Origin of the sequence: Alterinioella nitratireducens (genome assembly GCF_013155465.1) — a bacterium.
Taxonomy (GTDB): Bacteria; Pseudomonadota; Alphaproteobacteria; order Rhodobacterales; family Rhodobacteraceae; genus Alterinioella; species Alterinioella nitratireducens.
The window spans coordinates 260192-278358 of the sequence record NZ_JABJVX010000001.1 but is presented as its reverse complement, the minus strand read 5'-3'; the positions used below and the strand labels follow the sequence as shown (position 1 = coordinate 278358).

Genomic DNA, 18167 nt, shown 5'->3' with positions numbered 1-18167 from the left:
CCGCCCACGATTGACGCGGTGGAAGAATTTTCCAAAATTCTTGCCCGCCTCATGCGTAATCCTCCACCACGCGGAACCGCTCGCACATCAGCTCCATATCCGGGCTGAAGCCGCCATTGCGGGTGAAATACGCCTTGTAGGCCGCGCGCCAATGCGCCAGGTCGCGGAACTCGCCCTGCGCCGCAACGAACGCCGCATCCATCTGGTCGAAACGCCGGGTGCTGACCTCGACCGTCTCGACCATCAAGGCCGGTGTCCCGTCCCAGTTCAGCGCCACGTCGCGCCGACCGACGACCGGCAGGGCATCCCCCTCAGCCTCATAGACCCGCATCGCCTCGCAGGTCGCGGTCTTCTTCCCCGCACGCACCAGCGCGAGGATCTCCGCCGACAGATCCGGCCCGTCGCCGAAGCGGAAGGTCTCGGCCTCGGGGTTGGCGTCGATGATCTGCTGCAAGCTCGGACCTGTCATGGCCGTCCCCCCTTTCCGAACGCCGCTCCGCTCGCCCCTTGCCAACCAGCCGCAACCGCCACAGGCTGCTGGCCATGACACGCGATATCTACGATCCGACCTATATCGCCGGGGTGTTCGACCGCTGCTCGGCCAATTACCGGGTCTGGAGCGCGGTGGCCTCCTTCGGTCTGGTTCGGCGCTGGCGTCGTCACTGTGTCGCGGGGCTGGACCTGCCGCAGGGATTGCCGGCGCGGGGCGTCGATCTGATGGCGGGCACCGGCGAGGTCTGGCCGCATCTTCTGGCGCGCTTTCCGGAAATCGCGCAAATCACCGCCATTGACATCAGCCCCGCCATGCACGCCGAGGCCGTCGCGCGGCTGCACGGGCCCCGCGCGCGTCGCATCACGCATCTGTGCGCCAACATGCTGGAAACCGACCTGCCCGACACCTCTGCCGATTTCGCGATCTCCACCTTCGGCCTCAAGACCTTCGACGCCGCGCAGCACCGGATCTTTGCCACCCAGCTTCATCGCATCCTCAAACCCGGCGCGCCGTTCTCGCTGATCGAGGCGACCGACCCGCTCGGCTGGCGCCTGCGCCCGCTTTACCGGCTCTATCTCGATCGCGTCCTGCCCCTGGTCGAACGGATGTTCCTGCGCGGCGCCCAGGACTTCATGATGCTCGGGGCATACACGAAGAATTTCGGCACCGGAGACAGCGTCACCAGGGCGCTGCGCATCGCGGGGCTGAGCGTCACCGAGACCCGCCTGACCGGCGGCAGCGCGCTCCTGCTGACGGGACATCGACCGCGCGACTGACGCCCGCAGGGGCGCGCACGCGTCTGCACGGGGGGTGCATCGGGGGGTGTACGGGGGGTGCATGGCCATTTTCACATCCGGAACACGCCGAAGCATGTCTCCTCGATGGGCGCGTTCAGCGCCGCCGAGAGCGACAGGAACAGCGTCTCGCGGCTCTTCCTCGGGTCGATCACCCCGTCATCCCAGAGCCGCGCCGAGGCATAGAGCGGGTGCGACTGGTGCTCGAACATCTCCAGCGTAGGCTGCTTGAACGCGGTCTCTTCCTCGGCCGACCACTCGCCCCCCGCCCGCTCGATCGCGTCGCGTTTGACGGTGGCCAGAACCCCCGCCGCCTGCGCGCCGCCCATCACGGAAATGCGGGAATTGGGCCAGGACCACATGAAGCGCGGCTGGTAGGCGCGCCCCGCCATGCCGTAATTGCCGGCCCCGAAAGAGCCGCCCACGACCATGGTGATCTTGGGCACATTCGTTGTCGCAACGGCGGTCACCATCTTGGCCCCGTGGCGCGCGATGCCCTCGTTCTCATAGCGTTTCCCGACCATGAATCCGGTGATATTCTGCAAGAAAACCAAGGGGATATTGCGCTGGCTGCACAGTTCCACGAAATGCGCCGCCTTCTGTGCCGCTTCGGAAAACAGCACGCCATTATTGGCGATGATCCCCACCGGGCAGCCCATCAGATGCGCGAACCCCGTGACCAGCGTTTCGCCGAAACGCGGCTTGAACTCGTCGAAACGGCTGCCATCGACGACGCGCATGATCACCTCGCGGATGTCATAGGGCGTGGTCAGGCTGGCCGGAACCACGCCGAGCAATTCCTCTGGGTCATAGGCGGGGTCTTCGGGCGTCTGCCACTGCACGGTCGCGGGCTTCGCCCGGTTGAACGAGCGCACCGCACGCCGCGCCAGCGCCAGCGCGTGGGCATCGTCCTCGGCCAGGTAATCCGCGACCCCCGAGAGGCGCGTATGCACATCGCCGCCGCCCAGTTCCTCGACACTGACGACCTCGCCCGTCGCGGCCTTGACCAGCGGCGGACCGGCCAGAAAGATGGTGCCCTGTTCCTTCACAATAATGGTCACATCCGACATCGCAGGCACATAGGCCCCCCCCGCCGTGCAGGAGCCCATGACAACGGCGATCTGCGGAATGCCCTTGGCCGACATGCGGGCCTGATTGTAGAAGATGCGCCCGAAATGGTCGCGGTCGGGAAAGACCTCGTCCTGGTTGGGCAGGTTGGCCCCGCCGGAATCGACGAGGTAGATGCAGGGAAGCTGACATTCCGAGGCGATCTCCTGCGCGCGCAGGTGTTTCTTGACCGTGATCGGATAATAGGTACCGCCCTTCACGGTGGCGTCGTTGCAGACAACCATGACCTCCTGGCCATGCACCCGGCCAATGCCCGCGATGGCCCCGCCGCAGGGCGCGGCGCCCCCATACATGTCATGGCCCGCCGTCGCGCCCACCTCCAGGAAAGGACTGCCGGGATCGAGCAGGTTCGCCACCCGTCGGCGTGGCAGCATCTTGCCGCGGCTTTCATGACGCGCGCGGGATTTCTCGCCACCGCCCATGCGCGCCGCCTGCGCCGCCTCGCGCACCGTCTCCAGCGCCGCCATGTTGGCCGCGCGGTTGGCCGCGAAATCCTCGGAGCCGGTCAAGACATTGGATTTCAGTTTCACATCCACCTCCTGCGCCTTGGGCGCGAAATTCGGTCACGCGCCTCAGGCGCCGGATCCATCCACGCGCCTCAGGCGCATTTTCCATCCACGCGCCTCAGGCGCATTTTCCATCCACGCGCCTCAGGCGCATTTTCCATCCACGCGCCTCAGGCGCGATAATCCGGGTTGGCATAATCGAACCGGCACCCGGCCTTCCACGCCTCGCGGTCATTCCCCTCATTCGAATAGCCGCCTGCATCGGCCAGCAGCTTGGCCAGGTGCATCAGGTTCCAGGTCATGATCGTCGTGTTGCGCTGCGTGAACTCATTGTCGAAACCGGCGGGTTTGCCGTCCACCTCATCGCCATAGGATGGCCCCGGCCCCGCCTCTCCGATCCAGCCGCAATCGGCCTGTGGCGGGATGGTATAGCCCAGATGGCCAAGCGCATAGTGAATGGTCATCGCCGCGTGCTTGATGCCATCCTCGTTGCCGGTCACGACGCAGCCGCCGACCTTGCCGTAATAGACCGACTGGCCCTTGTCGTTCAGCATCCCCGACATGCCGTAGAGCCGCTCGATCAACACCCGGCAGACGCTGCTTTCCTCGCCCAACCACAGCGGCGTGCCGACCACCAGGATGTTGGCCGCCTTCACCTTCGCCCACAATTCCGGCCAGTCATCACGGTCCCACCCATGTTCGGTCATATCCGGGTAGACACCGGGCGGCACCGCGTGATCGAGCATATGCACATGTTCGACGCGGACCCCGTTTTTCTCCATGATCTCCGCGGACACGCCCATCAGCAGGCGGGTGTGGCTCTGGCTGCCATCCTTCTTCAGCGAGGTGTTGACGAAGAGGGCGCGCAGCCCGTCGAATGCTTTGCTGTCGGTCATGTCAGATCCTCCCTCGGGTCATGGTCATTCGCCCAGTTCCTTGCGCAGCTGATCAAGTTCGCGATCCAGAAAATACGAGATCACCGACCGGATCACGACCAGAAGGCCCAGGAACAGCAGGTCGGCGAAGGCGAGGCTCAGCGCCGTGTGGATGATATCCGACACGATGAAGAGCTCCAGCGAGGCAAGGATATAGCGCCCCAGTTCCACCCGTTCGCGGTTGGTTTCGCGCACCCGGTCGACGCCGCGCAGGATGATCTCAGCCTTGCCGACGCCCAGGATGAAGCGGACGCCGCCGATCAGGATCAGGAGGATGGCGGCAATGTCGATACCCGCCGCCGCCCATTCCAGAAGAGACACGAGCCAACCGAGTTGGCCATACAGCACACCGCCCTCCGCTTCCATCTCAACGAGGCTTCCCATGATCGACCTTTCCTGTCGCTGACCCGCTCAGCGCATCGCCCCCATCATCTCGCGCCCGACAAGCATCCGGCGAATCTCGCTCGTCCCGGCGCCGATCTCCATCAGCTTGGCATCGCGGAAGATGCGGGCAACCGGGCTGTCGGAGAGGAACCCTGCCCCCCCCATCGCCTGCACCGCCTGATGTGCCTGCACCATGGCCTGTTCCGAGGCATAGAGGCAACAGGCGGCCGCGTCCTGGCGGGTCACATCGCCCCGGTCGCAGGCCTTGGCGACCTCGTAGACATAGGCGCGGGCCGAGTTCATCGCCGTGTACATGTCGGCGATCTTGCCCTGCATCAGCTGGAAGTTCCCGATCGACTGGCCGAATTGCTTGCGCTCGACCATGTAGGGCATGATCTCGTCCAGGCAGGCCGCCATGATGCCGGTGCCGATGCCCGCCAGCACGACGCGCTCATAGTCGAGGCCGGACATGAGGACGCGCACGCCCTTGCCCTCCTCGCCCAGGATGTTCTCGAACGGCACCTCGACATCTTCGAAGATCAACTCGGCGGTGTTCGAGCCCCGCATCCCGAGCTTGTCGAAATGCTCGGAGGTCGAAAAGCCGACCATCTCTTTTTCTATCAGAAAGGCGGTGATGCCCTTTGATCCGGCCTCCGGGTCGGTCTTGGCATAGACCACCAGCGTGTCGGCATCGCAGCCATTGGTGATCCAGTATTTGGTGCCGTTCAGGATGAAGCGGTCATTGCGCTTCTCGGCGCGCAGTTTCATCGAGACGACGTCGGAGCCCGCCCCGGCCTCGGACATGGCCAGCGCGCCGACATGCTCACCCGAGATCAGGCGCGGCAGGTATTTCGCCCGCTGTTCGTCCGTGCCGTTCAGTTTGATCTGGTTGACGCAAAGGTTGGAATGCGCGCCGTAGCTGAGCGAGACCGAGGCCGAGGCCCGCGCGATTTCCTCGACCGCGATGACATGGGCCAGGTAGGACATGCCCGCGCCGCCATATTCCTCCGGCACGGTGACGCCCAGAAGGCCAAGCTCCCCCATCTCCTGCCACAGCTCGGGCGGGAACAGGTTCTTGCGGTCGATTTCCTCGGCCATCGGGCGGACGCGGTCCTGCGCCCAACGATGCACCATCTCGCGCATCGCGTTGACGTCTTCGCCGAGGTCGAATTGCATGGTTGCAGCGAACATCGCGCTGGCCTCCCCTTAATTGAACGCTTGTTCAGTTATTAGCAAGTCGCGTCCTGCGAGTCAAAACAATCCTGTGCCGGCCTGCAATGATGGGGGTCAGCGATACGGGATCGCCGTGCGGTGCGCGGCCCGCCGCGTCCAATCCTGGTAGAGCTCGGACAGGCGCAGACCAAGCGGCCCTGCCCCGCCATTGCCAAAGAGCCGGTCATCGACCTGCGCAATCGGCATCACGCCGCCGCCCGAGGAGGATAAGAACACCTCGTCGGCCGCCATGAATTCGGCCAGGGGCACGGCCCGTATTTCGGTTGCGACACCCAGTTCGGCGCACATTTCCAGCACGGTCCGGCGGGTGATGCCCTGCAACACGCCGCGTTCGGGCGTGACGACGCGCCCGCCCGTCACGGCAAAGACGTTGAAGCCCGGTCCTTCGGTCACGTTTCCGTCGTGATCGGTCAGGATGACGGTCTCGAACCCCGCGTCCTTGGCCTCGAACAGCCCGGCGGTGAAGTCGCCCCAATGGTAGTTCTTCACATGTGGATTGACGCTGTCGGGTGGAATCCGATGCGTGTCCTTCGCGATCCAGACCCTTGCCCCCTGTGCCAGAACCTCGGGCTTGATCACATGGATATAGGGCACGACCCAGGCGTAGAAATGATTGGTGCAGCCGCGCGGGTCGCGGCTGCCGGGGATGATCGGCGTGCCGCGCGCGGCCACCATGGCGCAATAGGCATGGCGCAGGCCGGAGCGGGCCACCATTGCCGCCAGCGCTGCCGTCATCGCCTGCCCGTCCATGCCGATATCAAACCGCCCCGTGGCCAGCGATGCCTCGAACCGGTCGAGGTAGTCCGGCAGCCGGAAGAACGCGCCGTCGATCACCGGGACCACGTCATAGGTGATGTCGGAATGGGTCAGCCCCCAATCGGTCACGCCGATCCGCGCCTCGCCAATCGGGATCACCTCGCCTGCCATCCAGGCGGCACCTTTCGACCAATCGGTCATTGCGCCCCCCGCACCTCGTCGGCGATGATCCCGGCGATCAGGCACGCGTCGTCGAGGCTGAAGGTCAGCGGCAGGCGCATATCCATAAGCCCCGCGAGGATGCGGTCGGTCTGCGGCAGGCTCTGCGTCTCCGCATAACGCCAGCTTTCGTAGCGCGAGGTAAAGCCCACCGGCTCGGCCCCGCCGAACCATTTCAATTCAACCCCGCGCGCGGCACATCCGGATTGCACCTGCGCAATCCGGTCGGCGCCAAATTCCGGCAGCAGGAACTGAATCGAGGAGCCGACGATGCCCTCCTCGGCGGGTCGTTCGATCACTTTCAGGCCGGGCGTGTTGCGCAAGCCCTCCTCGACCGTGCGGTAGAGCGCGTTCCAGCGCGCCACCTGCGCCGGAAGATCGGCCAGTTGCGGGCGCAGGATCGCGGCACGCAGGTTGTCCATCCGGCCCGACACGTTCGGCGTGACGTATTTCACCTTCTCGAAGGCCTCGCGCGGGGGTGCTGCGCGGTGACGCTCAAAGAGCATGTAACTGCCCGACAGGATCACCGCGCGCGCCATCAGGTCGGGGTCGTCCGAAGTCAGAAGACCGCCCTCGCCCGAGTTTATGTGCTTGTAGGTCTGCGTCGAATAGGCCGCCACCCGACCGTGACGGCCCGAGGGCACGCCCTTCCAGGTGCCGCCCATCGTGTGCGCGCAATCCTCGATCACGGACACGCCGCCCGCATCGCAGATCGCCATGAGTTTTCCCATGTCACAGATATGGCCGCGCATATGCGAGAGCAGCAGCACCTTGGCCCCGGTCTCGGAAATCCGCTGTGCCAGGTGATCGAGGTCGATGGTCAGGCTCTCGGTCACCTCGACAAAGACCGGACGCGCCGAAACGGCGGCAATCGCGCCGGGCACCGGGGCCAGCGTGAAGGCATTGGTCAGGACCGGGTCGCCCGGCCCCACCCCCATCGCGCGCAGGGCGCAGCCGATGGCATAGCCGCCCGAGGCCACGGCCAGCGCGTAAGCCGCCCCGGTGAAGGCGGCAAACTCCTGTTCCAGAAGCGCGGTTTCGCCCACCTCGCCCACGGCCACGTTGTAGCGATGCAGCCTGCCCGCGCGCATGACGCGCAGCGCGGCCTCTATCCCTGCCTCGGGGATCGGCTCCTGTTGGGTGAAATTGCCGGTGAAGCTCTGTTTCATGGGCGAAGTCTTGGGGTTCATGGGCGCAGTCTTGGGGGCGGGCGTGGCTGCCGTCAATGGCCCCCGTCAGGCCAGCAACTCGCGCGCCAGCCCCGGCATTTCCGCGTAGCGATGCAAGAGCGCCTCGGGCGCAAGCTCGGCCACGCCCATCCCGAGGGGCCCGAAACTGACCAGGACCGAGGGCACCCCGGCGGCGCGCGCGGTTTCACGGTCGGTCACGGTGTCGCCCACCAGGAGGGATCGCGCCATCACGCCCCCCGCCCCCTCGACCGCCGCGCGGTAGGGCGCGATATCGGGCTTGCGGGTGGGCAGGGTATCGGCCCCGATCAGCGAGCCGAAGAGGCCCCGCACGCCAAGCGCGCTCATCAGCCGTTCGGCCAGCGCCTCGGGCTTGTTGGTGCAGATGCCGATGGCGAAACCCTCTTCCAGCAGCTCCTCCAGCGCCTCGGTCACGCCGGGATAGAGGACGGTATGCACGTCCAGCGCGTTGCCATAGGCCTCCAGGAGCAGCGGATAGCCGCGCTCGATCTCGGCCTCCAGGTCGTCATGACCCATCCGCTCCAGGCTGAGGCGCAGCATCGCCTTGCCGCCATGCAGCGCCGTCGCGGCGTCGCGGTCCAGCACCAGTTGCGGCGCGTGGCCCATCGCCTCCATCGCGGCGTTGCCCGCCAGCAGCAGGTCGGCGCTGGTATCGGCCAGCGTGCCGTCGAGATCGAAAATCACCGTGCGCATGGGCGCATCCCCCGTCGTCATGGCGGAAATCCGCCCGCCTGTTGAAACGAACCGTAAGGCAATTTGACCCTGCCTCGCCTTGCAAGGCACGCCCGGTTGGATAATACGCAAAGACAGAAAACGAAAGCAGGTGCAATGCAGGACAACTCAGGCCGATGCGCGCTGGTCATTCTGGCGGCGGGACAGGGCAGCCGGATGAACTCGGATCTTCCCAAGGTGCTGCACCCACTGGGCGGCGTTCCGCTGGTGGCCCATGCCATCGCGGCGGGCCTGACGCAGGCGCCCTCGCGCATCGTCGTCGTCACGGGACACGGGGCCGAGGCGGTGGAAAGCGCCGTCACCGAGATCGAGCCCGCCGCGATCTGTGCCCGCCAGGCCGAGCAGCTTGGCACGGGCCACGCGGTCTTGCAGGCCAAGGACGCACTGGAGGGGTTCGAGGGCGATGTCATCGTGCTTTACGGCGACACGCCCTTCATTTCCGAGGACACGCTGGAGAACCTGCGCGCCGCCCGCGCCACCCATGACATCGTGATGCTCGGGTTCGAGGCCGCCGATCCCGGCCGTTACGGGCGGCTGATCATGGAGGGTGAGCGCCTCACCGGGATCGTCGAGGCCAAGGATGCCACGCCCGAGGAATTGGCCATCCGGCTGTGCAATTCCGGCCTGCTCTGCGCCGATGCCACCACGCTGATGGAGCTGCTTTCCGTGGTCGGCAATGACAATGCCTCGGGCGAATACTACCTGACCGATGTGCCCGCGATTGCCGCCGCGAAGGGCCTGACCGCCACCGCCGTCACCTGCGACGAGGCCGAGACGCTCGGCATCAACACCCGCGCGGAACTGGCCGAGGCAGAACGGCTGTTCCAGACCAGACGCCGCGCCGAGATGTTTGACAACGGCGTCACCATGACCGCGCCCGAAACCGTGTTCTTTGCCCTCGACACCTGGATCGGCGGCGACACCGTGATCGAACCCAACGTGGTCTTCGGCCCCGGCGTCACGGTGGAAAACGCCGCCACCATCCGCGCCTTCAGCCACCTTGAGGGGGCCCATGTCGGCGCGGGCGCCATTGTCGGCCCCTATGCCCGCCTGCGCCCCGGCGCGGAATTGGGCAATGGCGCACGGATCGGCAATTTCGTCGAGGTGAAGGCCGCGGAAATCGGCGAAGGCGCGAAGGTCAACCACCTGTCCTATATCGGCGATGCCAGCATCGGCGCGCGCAGCAATATCGGCGCGGGCACCATCACCTGCAATTATGACGGCGTGTTCAAGCACCGCACGGATGTGGGTGCGGATGTCTTCGTCGGCTCCAACACCATGCTGGTGGCCCCCGTGACGCTCGGCGACGGGGCCATGACCGGGTCGGGGTCGGTGATCACGCGCGATGTGCCCCCCGGCGACCTCGCCATCGGGCGCGCGAGGCAGGAGAACAAGGACGGGCTCGGCGCGCGGATGATGTCCCGCCTGCGCGCCCTCAAATCCAAGCAAAAAGGCCACTGACCATGTGCGGCATTGTCGGCGTATTGGGCGCGCATGAGGTCGCCCCCCTTCTGGTCGAGGCCCTGAAACGGCTGGAATATCGCGGCTATGACAGCGCGGGCATCGCCACGGTGAATGACGGGGTTCTGGACCGCCGCCGCGCGGTCGGCAAGCTGGTCAACCTCTCCGATCTGCTGGTGCATCAGCCGTTGGCGGGCAAGTCCGGCATCGGCCACACAAGGTGGGCCACGCATGGCGCGCCCTCGGTCATCAACGCGCATCCGCATCAGGCGGGGCGTGTCGCGGTGGTCCATAACGGCATCATCGAGAATTACCGCGCGCTGCGCGAGCGCCTGACCGCCAGGGGGATCGGGGTCGAGACCGACACCGATACCGAAACCGTCGCGCTGCTCTGCGAAAGCCTGCTGGCAGACGGGTTGCCCCCGCGCGAGGCCGCCCGCGAAACCCTGCGCCACCTGGAGGGGGCCTTCGCGCTCACCTTCCTGTTTCACGGCGAGGACGACCTGCTGGTGGCCGCGCGCAAGGGCTCGCCGCTGGCCATCGGGCATGGCGCGGGCGAGATGTATGTCGGCTCGGACGCGATTGCGCTGGCCCCGATGACCGACCGCATCACCTACCTGGAAGAGGGCGATTACGCCTTCGTCACCCGCGCGGGCGCGGAGATCTTCGACGACCACGACCGTGCCGTGACCCGCGAGATCCGCCGCATCCCGGCGCAATCGGCGCAGGTCGACAAGGGCGGACACAAGCATTTCATGGCCAAGGAGGTCTTTGAACAGCCCACGGTTCTGGCCGACTGCATTGCGCATTATTCGCGCGAGAACAAGGTTGTGATCCCGGAAGGTGACGTGGATTTCAGCCAGACCGACCGCCTGATCCTGGTCGCCTGCGGCACCGCCAACCTCGCCTGCCTGACCGCGAAATACTGGTTCGAGCAACTGGCGGGCCTGCCCTGCGATGTCGATATCGCCAGCGAGTTTCGCTACCGTGAGCCGCCCGTCTCGGCCCGCACCACGGCGCTTTTCGTCAGCCAGTCGGGCGAAACCGCGGACACGCTGGCAGCCCTGCGCTACACCGAAGGCCGCGCCGCGCGCATCTTGTCGGTGGTCAATGTCCCCGAAAGCTCGATCGCGCGGGAAAGCGACCTGGCGCTGCCGATCCTAGCGGGCGTCGAGATCGGCGTCGCCTCGACCAAGGCCTTTACCTGCCAACTGACGGTGCTGGCCCATCTCGCCATCCTGGCCGCGCGCCAGAAGGGCCGGATCGGGGCGGATCGCGAGGCCGAGTTGCTGGAAAAGCTGCGCCACCTGCCCGGCCTCGTCAACCAGGCGCTGGCGCTGGAGGATCAGATCGCCCAGGTCACCTGGGGGGTCAGCCGGGCGCAGACGGTGCTGTTCCTGGGCCGTGGCGCAATGTTCCCGCTGGCGTTGGAAGGCGCGCTGAAACTCAAGGAAATCAGCTATATCCATGCCGAAGGTTATGCGTCGGGTGAATTGAAGCACGGCCCCATCGCGCTCGTGGACAAGACCGTGCCGGTCATCGTCATGGCGCCGAGCGACACGCTTTTCGACAAGACCGTGTCCAACATGCAGGAGGTCATGGCGCGCGAGGGCCAGGTGCTGCTGGTGACCGACGCGACCGGCGCGGGGCTGGCGGGGGCCGACGCGCAGGCCTGCCTGGTCCTGCCCGATGTGGACCCGTTCCTGGCCCCGATCCTCTATTCGATCCCGGCGCAGCTCATTGCCTATCACACCGCGGTACACAAGGGCACGGATGTGGACCAGCCGCGCAACCTGGCGAAATCGGTGACGGTGGAATAATGGCCCGGTGCGTGCCGTGACGCCCGCCGAAACCCTCGCCGCGCTGGAGGCACAGGCAAACCCCGCCCGCGCGGCGCGGATGGCGGCCTATCACAAGGTGCCGCGCCGCTACCTGGGCCTCTCCAACGCCCTCTGCAATGACCTGGCCACCGACCTGCGCCGCAGCCTCAGCCTCCCGGATCGGCTCGCCTTCGCCGACGCGCTCTGGCGGACCGATATCTTCGAGGCCCGGATCACGGCGGCCAAGCTATTGGTGCAGGCCCGCATCCGCCCCGATGACCATGGCGCCTGGGCCCTGATCCAATCCTGGCTGCCCGATCTCGATTCCTGGGCCATCGCCGATGCCACCGCCATGGCGGGCCAGCGCCGTCTTGTCGCCGATCCCGCCCGGCTCGACACCGTCGAGACCTGGACCGTGTCCTCCCACCTCTGGACCAGACGTGCCGCGCTTGTCTTCACCCTGCCCTGGACCAGGCAGCGCACCCCAAAGCCCGCCGAAGAAGCGGCCCGCACCCGCATCCTCACCTGGGCCGCCGACTACACCACCGATCCCAGCTGGTTCATCCAGAAATCCGTTGCCTGGTGGCTGCGCGAGCTGTCGAGGCGCGACCCCGACACCGTCCGCACCTTCCTCGCCCGACATGGCCCTGCCATGAAGCCCTTCGCCCGGAAGGACGCCGCCCGTCACTTGCCCCCTTCCCCTTCTTTGTTCTGAAAATATCCCAAGGGGTTTGGGGACTGGTCCCCAATTGGCGGGCGAGGGCTCCCGCAGGGGGCCCGAGCCCGCCAACCCTGCCGCGACCGGCCCGCCGGGCGCAACTCAGACTTCGGGCACACCGCCACCCAAAACCGTCCGATACCAGCCCATATCCACATTGCCGCCCGACAGGATCACACCGACCTTGCGATCCTTCATTCGATCCCGCTCCTGCATCAGCGCCGCCAGCGGGGCCGCCCCCGCCCCTTCCGCGATATTGTGGATATCGGTGAAATAGACCCGCATCGCCTCGGCGATCTCTTCCTCACTGACCGCAACCACGCGCTCGGCGCCGCGTCCGTAGATCGCCAGCGCATCCGCCACGGGCACCCGGACGGCCATGCCATCGGCAAAGGTGCGCGCGGCATTGGTTTCAACCAATGCGCCCGCCTCGAAAGACAGCTTCGCGGTCTGCGCCGCCTCGGACACCACGCCCACCACCTTCGTCTTCAGCCCCATTGCATCGCGCGCCAGGATGGTACCGCAGATGCCCGAGCCGCAGCCGATCGGCACATAGACCGTATCGAGGTCGGGCACAGTGCCGAACAGCTCGAGCGCATAGGTTGCGACGCCGCGCACCAACTCCTTGTGAAAGGGCGGCACGATACTCAGACCCTCGGCCTCGGCGACGCGGAACGCCTCCTCCCGCGCGGTGTCGAAATCCTCGCCATGCTCGACCAGTTCCGCACCAAAGGCGCGCATCGCGGCGTTCTTCTCGACCGAATTGCCATGCGGCACATAGACCAGCGCCCGCAGCCCCGCCGCCACCGCGGCCCGTGCCTGGCTCTGGCCGTGATTGCCACGCGTCGCGGTGCAGATGCCCCGGCTGCCCGGATGCGTCCGCACCAGCCAGTCCAGATAGGTCACCCCGCCGCGTACCTTGAAGGCTCCTGTCGGCGCGTGATTCTCGTGCTTGACCCAGACCTCGGCCCCGACCCTGCGCGAGAGCGTCGGCCACTGGATCTGCGGCGTCGGGTCCATCCGGGCGTGAACCAGTTCCGCCGCCGCCTGCAACTCCGCCACAGTGAATTTCATCGCATTGCCCCCTCGCATCGGTCCCCTTGCCACCCCCTTAGCATCCTCCTATGACACCCGCAAAACGGATCAGAGGGATCGGGGGCCGGGGCCATGCCCATATTGGTGATGAAATTCGGCGGCACCTCCGTCGCAACGCTCGACCGCATCCGCCGCGCCGCCAAGCGCGTGGGCCGCGAGGTGGCGGGTGGCTATGACGTGATCGTCATCGTTTCGGCCATGTCGGGAGAGACCAACAAGCTGGTGGGCTACGTGGAAGAAACCTCGCCGCTTTTCGACGCCCGCGAATATGACGCGGTGGTTTCCTCGGGCGAGAACGTGACCGCCGGCCTGATGGCGCTGACGCTTCAGGAAATGGATGTCTCCGCGCGGTCCTGGCAGGGCTGGCAAGTGCCGCTCAAGACCAACTCGGCCCATGCCTCGGCCCGGATCGAGGAGATCCCGACCGGCAATATCCTGGCCAAGTTCGGCGAGGGTATGAAGGTGGCCGTGGTCGCGGGCTTCCAGGGCATCGGGGATGATGGCCGCATCACCACGCTCGGGCGCGGCGGATCGGACACCACCGCCGTTGCCTTCGCCGCCTCCTTCAAGGCCGAACGCTGTGATATCTTCACCGATGTCGATGGCGTCTACACCACCGATCCGCGCATCTGCGGCAAGGCGCGCAAGCTCGACAAGATCGCCTTCGAGGAGATGCTGGAACTTGCCAGCCTCGGCGCGAAGGTGCTGCAAACCCGCTCGGTCGAGCTGGCGATGCGCTACAACGTGAAGCTGCGGGTTCTCTCCAGCTTCGAGGAACACAATGATGAGGCCGGCACGCTGGTCTGCGCCGAGGAGGACAACATGGAAAGCAAAGCTGTCGCGGGCGTCGCCTATTCCAAGGACGAGGCCAAGGTCACGCTGATCTCGGTCGCCGACCGGCCCGGCGTTTCGGCGGCCATCTTCGGGCCGCTGGCCGATGCGGGCGTCAACGTGGACATGATCGTGCAGAACATCTCGGAAGAAGGGCGCACCGACATGACCTTCTCCTGCCCCACCAACCAGGTGAAGCGGGCGGAGAAGGCAGTAAACGACGCCAAGGCGCGCGGCGAGATCAACTTTCACGGGCTGGTCGCGGATACCGAGGTCTGCAAGGTCTCGATCGTCGGCATCGGGATGCGGTCCCATGCCGGTGTCGCGGCACGGATGTTCCAGGCGCTGCGCGACGAGAACATCAACATCAAGGTGATCACCACCTCCGAAATCAAGGTTTCGGTGCTGATCGACCGCAAATACATGGAACTGGCCGTGCAGGCCCTGCACGACGCCTTCGAGCTGGAGAAAGGCTGAGAGCCCGTCAGTCGCGCGGCTGGCAGCCCCGCCGATCGGAGGGGCACGGCACGGGCGCGGGGCCGGTGATGCGGCCCGATCCCAGATCGGTGCCCGACAGGGTGGTTCTCTGCTCCGCGATCTGCGCGGCGCCCGGGTCTGGCGGGGCGATCTGGTCGAGGGCGTCTGCATGGGCCGCCCCGGAGAGCGACAGAATGGTGAGGGTCAATATGTATTTCATCGAAACGGCACCGTTCTAGGACTGAAAAATGGCCGCCGGGCGGGTCCGGCGGTCTCCCATCCCTAACACATCAGCGCGCGCGGGTCGACCGGGGGGGCCTCGGCGCAGGTCGCGGCCCCGACCCCAGATCGGTGCCGCTCGGGCCATTTGCGCCGGTTCGGTCGGCCCCCGCAGAGACCGGCCCGTCGGCGGGCCCGGATCGGATTTCGTCCCGTTCCCCCTGCAAACACCTGCCCGCCCGGGTGGCCCGGGACCGCGACATCGCGCCGACCCCCCGTCTTCTGCATTGCGCGCGCCCCGGCCCCCGCGCTATTGCTTGTCTCCGGGTGGATAGCGCCCGACGGGGACCAGGGAATTCAGGATGGCCGACGGAACCGAAAGCCAGAGCCGGAAACTGTTGCGCCGGTTGCAGGCCGCCCTGGCCGAGGCCGGGGCCGGTCAGGAACGGCTGGACCGGATCACCTCGATCATCGCCGAAAGCATGGGCACCGAGGTCTGCTCGATCTACCTGCTGCGCGATTCCGGCACGTTGGAGCTTTGCGCGACCGAAGGGCTGTCCTCCGAAGCCGTGCATGTCACGAGGCTCCGCGTGGGCGAAGGGCTGGTCGGCCGCGTCGCCAAGCGGCTGCGTCCGATCAACGCCGCCGATGCGCCGTCCGAGCCCGGTTTCCGCTACATGGCCGAAACCGGCGAGGAGCGCTATACCTCCTTCCTCGGCGTGCCGATCCAGAGGCTTGGCGAGAATCTCGGCGTGCTGGTGGTGCAATCGCAAGAAGAGCGGCGCTATTCCGAGGACGAGGTCTATGCCCTCGAAGTGGTCGCCATGGTGCTGGCCGAGATGACCGAGCTTGGCGCCTTCGTCGGCGAGGGCGAGGCGATGGCCGCGCGCCACCAGCGGTCGGTCGTGTTGAATGGCGGCATCGGCCAGGAGGGCGCGGCGGAGGGTCATGTCTTCCTGCACGAGCCCCGCGTCGTCGTCACCAACCCCATCGCCGAAGACCCCGAGGCCGAGCTTGAGCGGCTCAATGATGCGGTCGATCAGCTGCGCACCTCGGTCGACGAGATGCTGAGCAACGCGCCCAAGGGCGACAAGGAACAATACGACGTCCTGCAAGCCTACAAGATGTTCGCCAATTCGCGCGGCTGGATGCGCCGGATGGAGGCCGATATCCGCAATGGCCTCTCGGCCGAGGCCGCCGTCGAAAAGGAGCAATCCGCCGCGCGTGCCCGGATGGAAACCGTGCCGGACGCGTACTTGCGCGAGCGTCTTCACGATCTGGATGACCTGTCGAACAAGATGCTGCGCCTGTTGACGGGCCAGGGCCGCGATACCGGCGCGGAACTGCCCGACAACCCGGTGCTGGTGGCGCGCAATATCGGCCCCGGCGAATTGCTGGAATACGGGCGGTCCCTGCGCGGCGTGGTGCTGGAGGAAGGCTCGGTCGCCAGCCATGCCGCCATTGTCGCCCGCGCGCTGGCCATACCGCTTATCGTCAATGCCAGCCGGATCACCACCGAGGCGCTGAACGGCGATCTGATCCTGGTCGATGGCGATCAGGGCGTGGTGCATCTGCGCCCCGAGGAGACCGTGACCAAGGCGTTCCGCGACAAGATGGCGATGCGGGCGGCAGCACAGGAGCGCTACAGCTCGATCCGCGACAAGCCCGCCGAGACGCTGGATGGCACGGTGATCGGGCTGCATATGAATGCCGGGCTGATGGCCGACCTGCCCTCGCTGCCCTCCTCGGGCGCCGAGGGTGTGGGACTTTTCCGTACCGAGTTGCAGTTCCTGACTCGCAGCACGGTGCCGCGCCGGGGGAGCCTCGCCGCGCTCTATTCGCGGGTGATGGATGCGGCGGGCGGCAAGCGCGTGGCCTTCCGCACGCTCGATATCGGGTCCGACAAGGTGCTGCCCTACATGAAGCCGCAGGACGAGCCCAACCCGGCGCTCGGCTGGCGCGCGATCCGGGTCGGGCTGGACCGCCCCGGCATGATGCGGATGCAGCTACAGGCGATGATCCGCGCCGCCGCTGGCCGCCCGCTGACGGTGATGTTCCCCTTCATCGCGCAGTTGGAGGAGTTCACCGAGGCCCGCAACCACCTGCTGCGCGAATTGGACCGCGAGAAGGCGCTCGGCCATGTCCTGCCCGAAAGCGTCGAGATCGGCGCGATGCTGGAAACGCCCTCGCTCGCCTTCGCGCCGCGCCAGTTCTTCGAGCTGGCCGATTTCATTTCCATCGGCGGCAATGACCTCAAGCAGTTCTTCTTTGCAGCGGACCGCGAGAACGAGCGTGTGCGCCGCCGTTATGACACGCTCAATGTCAGCTTCCTGACCTTCATCGAACAGATCGTGGCCCGCTGCGCCGAGACCGATACCCCGCTCAGCTTCTGTGGCGAGGATGCGGGCCGCCCGATCGAGGCGCTGTGTTTCGCGGCGATGGGCCTGCGCACCCTGTCGATGCGTCCCGCCTCCATCGGCCCGGTGAAAAGCCTGCTGCGTCGTGTCGATCTGCGCGAGGTGCGCAGCGTGATCCATGAGGCCCGCGAGAACGGCGCGCAATCGGTGCGCGAGCCGGTGATGGACTGGCTGCGTCAGCAGGGGTGATCCGGCCAGCGCGTCACCGCCCCCGCGACGCCATCCCATTCGCCATGGCCAAGCACACGCTCGGGATTGGTCGGCGGCGGCATCTCGACGCCCTCAAGCCGGGTGAACCCGAAGCGCTTGTAATAGGGCGCGTCGCCCACCAGCAGCACCCGGTGCCAGCCGAGATCGCCCGCGCGTCCCACGCTGTCATTGATCAGCGCGCCGCCTAGCCCCTCGCCCTGCCGGGTCGGGTGGACCGCGACGGGGCCGAGCAACAGCGCAGGCACCGCGCCCACCCGCACCGGCCAGAAGCGGATCGCGCCTGACAGGATGCCGTCCGCGTCGCGCGCCACGAGGCTGAGCCCGGCCACCCGCGCCACCCCGTCGCGCAGCCGGTAGGAGCTGAGCGCCTCGCGCCCCGGCGCGAAACACAGGTCGTAAAGCGCCTCGACCTCCCAGAAATCCTCCGGGGTCTCTTCCCCTAGCTGATACAAACCTGCCTCGCCTGCGCTTCGGTTTTCACTGGCATGGCCGATAGCATGGCGTTACCCCGTTGCCAAACCGCAAGCGAAA

The 18167-nt window shown here is 66.5% G+C and carries 17 protein-coding genes; 6 read left to right on the top strand and 11 right to left on the bottom strand.

Features of this window, described 5'->3' with window-relative positions:
* Positions 1-49 precede the first annotated feature (49 nt).
* Positions 50-469, bottom strand: coding sequence for an ASCH domain-containing protein (locus HNS34_RS01280; RefSeq protein ID WP_172317211.1), 420 nt, complete (start codon positions 467-469; stop codon positions 50-52).
* 74 nt (positions 470-543) lie between these two features.
* Between HNS34_RS01280 and HNS34_RS01275 the strand changes: the two genes are divergently transcribed.
* Entirely contained in the window at positions 544-1269 is a 726-nt protein-coding gene (locus tag HNS34_RS01275) for a class I SAM-dependent methyltransferase (RefSeq protein ID WP_172317209.1), read from the top strand.
* Positions 1270-1340: 71 nt separating this feature from the next.
* On the opposite strand, the gene HNS34_RS01270 is transcribed toward HNS34_RS01275, so the two are convergent.
* The 7 genes from HNS34_RS01270 to HNS34_RS01240 all read right to left on the bottom strand — a co-directional run bounded on the left by HNS34_RS01270 (position 1341) and on the right by HNS34_RS01240 (position 8349).
* Positions 1341-2882, bottom strand: coding sequence for a carboxyl transferase domain-containing protein (locus HNS34_RS01270; protein ID WP_214647407.1), 1542 nt, complete (start codon positions 2880-2882; stop codon positions 1341-1343).
* Positions 2883-3091: 209 nt separating this feature from the next.
* Complete coding sequence (locus HNS34_RS01265) at positions 3092-3817, bottom strand: flavodoxin family protein (RefSeq protein WP_328700448.1); 726 nt, start codon at positions 3815-3817, stop codon at positions 3092-3094.
* A 24-nt stretch (positions 3818-3841) separates the two neighbouring features.
* Positions 3842-4240, bottom strand: a complete 399-nt coding sequence (locus tag HNS34_RS01260) for a DUF1622 domain-containing protein (protein WP_172317205.1) — start codon at positions 4238-4240, stop codon at positions 3842-3844.
* Positions 4241-4267: 27 nt separating this feature from the next.
* A complete protein-coding gene (locus tag HNS34_RS01255; RefSeq protein ID WP_172317203.1) occupies positions 4268-5431 on the bottom strand; it encodes an isovaleryl-CoA dehydrogenase in 1164 nt (387 codons plus the stop codon).
* Positions 5432-5527: 96 nt separating this feature from the next.
* Complete coding sequence (locus tag HNS34_RS01250; RefSeq protein WP_172317201.1) at positions 5528-6430, bottom strand: aminotransferase class IV; 903 nt, start codon at positions 6428-6430, stop codon at positions 5528-5530.
* A complete protein-coding gene (locus HNS34_RS01245; RefSeq protein WP_172317868.1) occupies positions 6427-7617 on the bottom strand; it encodes a DegT/DnrJ/EryC1/StrS family aminotransferase in 1191 nt (396 codons plus the stop codon). The genes HNS34_RS01250 and HNS34_RS01245 overlap by 4 nt, the downstream gene beginning before the upstream one ends.
* A 66-nt stretch (positions 7618-7683) precedes the next feature.
* A complete protein-coding gene (locus HNS34_RS01240; protein WP_172317199.1) occupies positions 7684-8349 on the bottom strand; it encodes an HAD-IA family hydrolase in 666 nt (221 codons plus the stop codon).
* Between the two features lie 135 nt (positions 8350-8484).
* On the opposite strand from HNS34_RS01240, the gene glmU reads away from it, so the two are divergent.
* The 3 genes from glmU to HNS34_RS01225 are packed head-to-tail and all read left to right on the top strand — an operon-like array spanning position 8485 to position 12384.
* Positions 8485-9849, top strand: coding sequence for a bifunctional UDP-N-acetylglucosamine diphosphorylase/glucosamine-1-phosphate N-acetyltransferase GlmU (glmU, locus tag HNS34_RS01235; RefSeq protein ID WP_172317197.1), 1365 nt, complete (start codon positions 8485-8487; stop codon positions 9847-9849).
* A 2-nt stretch (positions 9850-9851) separates the two neighbouring features.
* Positions 9852-11669, top strand: a complete 1818-nt coding sequence (gene glmS / locus HNS34_RS01230; RefSeq protein ID WP_172317195.1) for a glutamine--fructose-6-phosphate transaminase (isomerizing) — start codon at positions 9852-9854, stop codon at positions 11667-11669.
* 7 nt (positions 11670-11676) lie between these two features.
* Positions 11677-12384 carry a DNA alkylation repair protein gene (locus HNS34_RS01225; RefSeq protein ID WP_407925841.1) on the top strand — a complete coding sequence of 236 codons (708 nt, stop codon included), beginning with the start codon at positions 11677-11679 and terminating at the stop codon, positions 12382-12384.
* A gap of 105 nt (positions 12385-12489) precedes the next feature.
* Here HNS34_RS01225 and HNS34_RS01220 read toward each other — a convergent pair whose 3' ends face one another.
* A complete protein-coding gene (locus tag HNS34_RS01220) occupies positions 12490-13461 on the bottom strand; it encodes a threonine dehydratase (RefSeq protein WP_172317193.1) in 972 nt (323 codons plus the stop codon).
* Between the two features lie 93 nt (positions 13462-13554).
* Here HNS34_RS01220 and HNS34_RS01215 point away from each other — a divergent pair, with 93 nt between their 5' ends.
* On the top strand, positions 13555-14790 hold the full coding sequence (locus HNS34_RS01215) for an aspartate kinase (protein WP_172317191.1): 1236 nt from the start codon (positions 13555-13557) through the stop codon (positions 14788-14790).
* Positions 14791-14797: 7 nt separating this feature from the next.
* On the opposite strand, the gene HNS34_RS01210 is transcribed toward HNS34_RS01215, so the two are convergent.
* Positions 14798-14998 carry a hypothetical protein gene (locus tag HNS34_RS01210; RefSeq protein WP_172317189.1) on the bottom strand — a complete coding sequence of 67 codons (201 nt, stop codon included), beginning with the start codon at positions 14996-14998 and terminating at the stop codon, positions 14798-14800.
* A 373-nt stretch (positions 14999-15371) separates the two neighbouring features.
* On the opposite strand from HNS34_RS01210, the gene ptsP reads away from it, so the two are divergent.
* Positions 15372-17615: a phosphoenolpyruvate--protein phosphotransferase gene (gene ptsP, locus HNS34_RS01205; RefSeq protein WP_172317187.1), complete on the top strand. Its 2244-nt coding sequence runs from the start codon at positions 15372-15374 to the stop codon at positions 17613-17615.
* Here ptsP and HNS34_RS01200 read toward each other — a convergent pair.
* Positions 17603-18088, bottom strand: a complete 486-nt coding sequence (locus HNS34_RS01200) for a GNAT family N-acetyltransferase (protein ID WP_172317185.1) — start codon at positions 18086-18088, stop codon at positions 17603-17605. The genes ptsP and HNS34_RS01200 overlap by 13 nt on opposite strands.
* Positions 18089-18167: the final 79 nt, after the last annotated feature.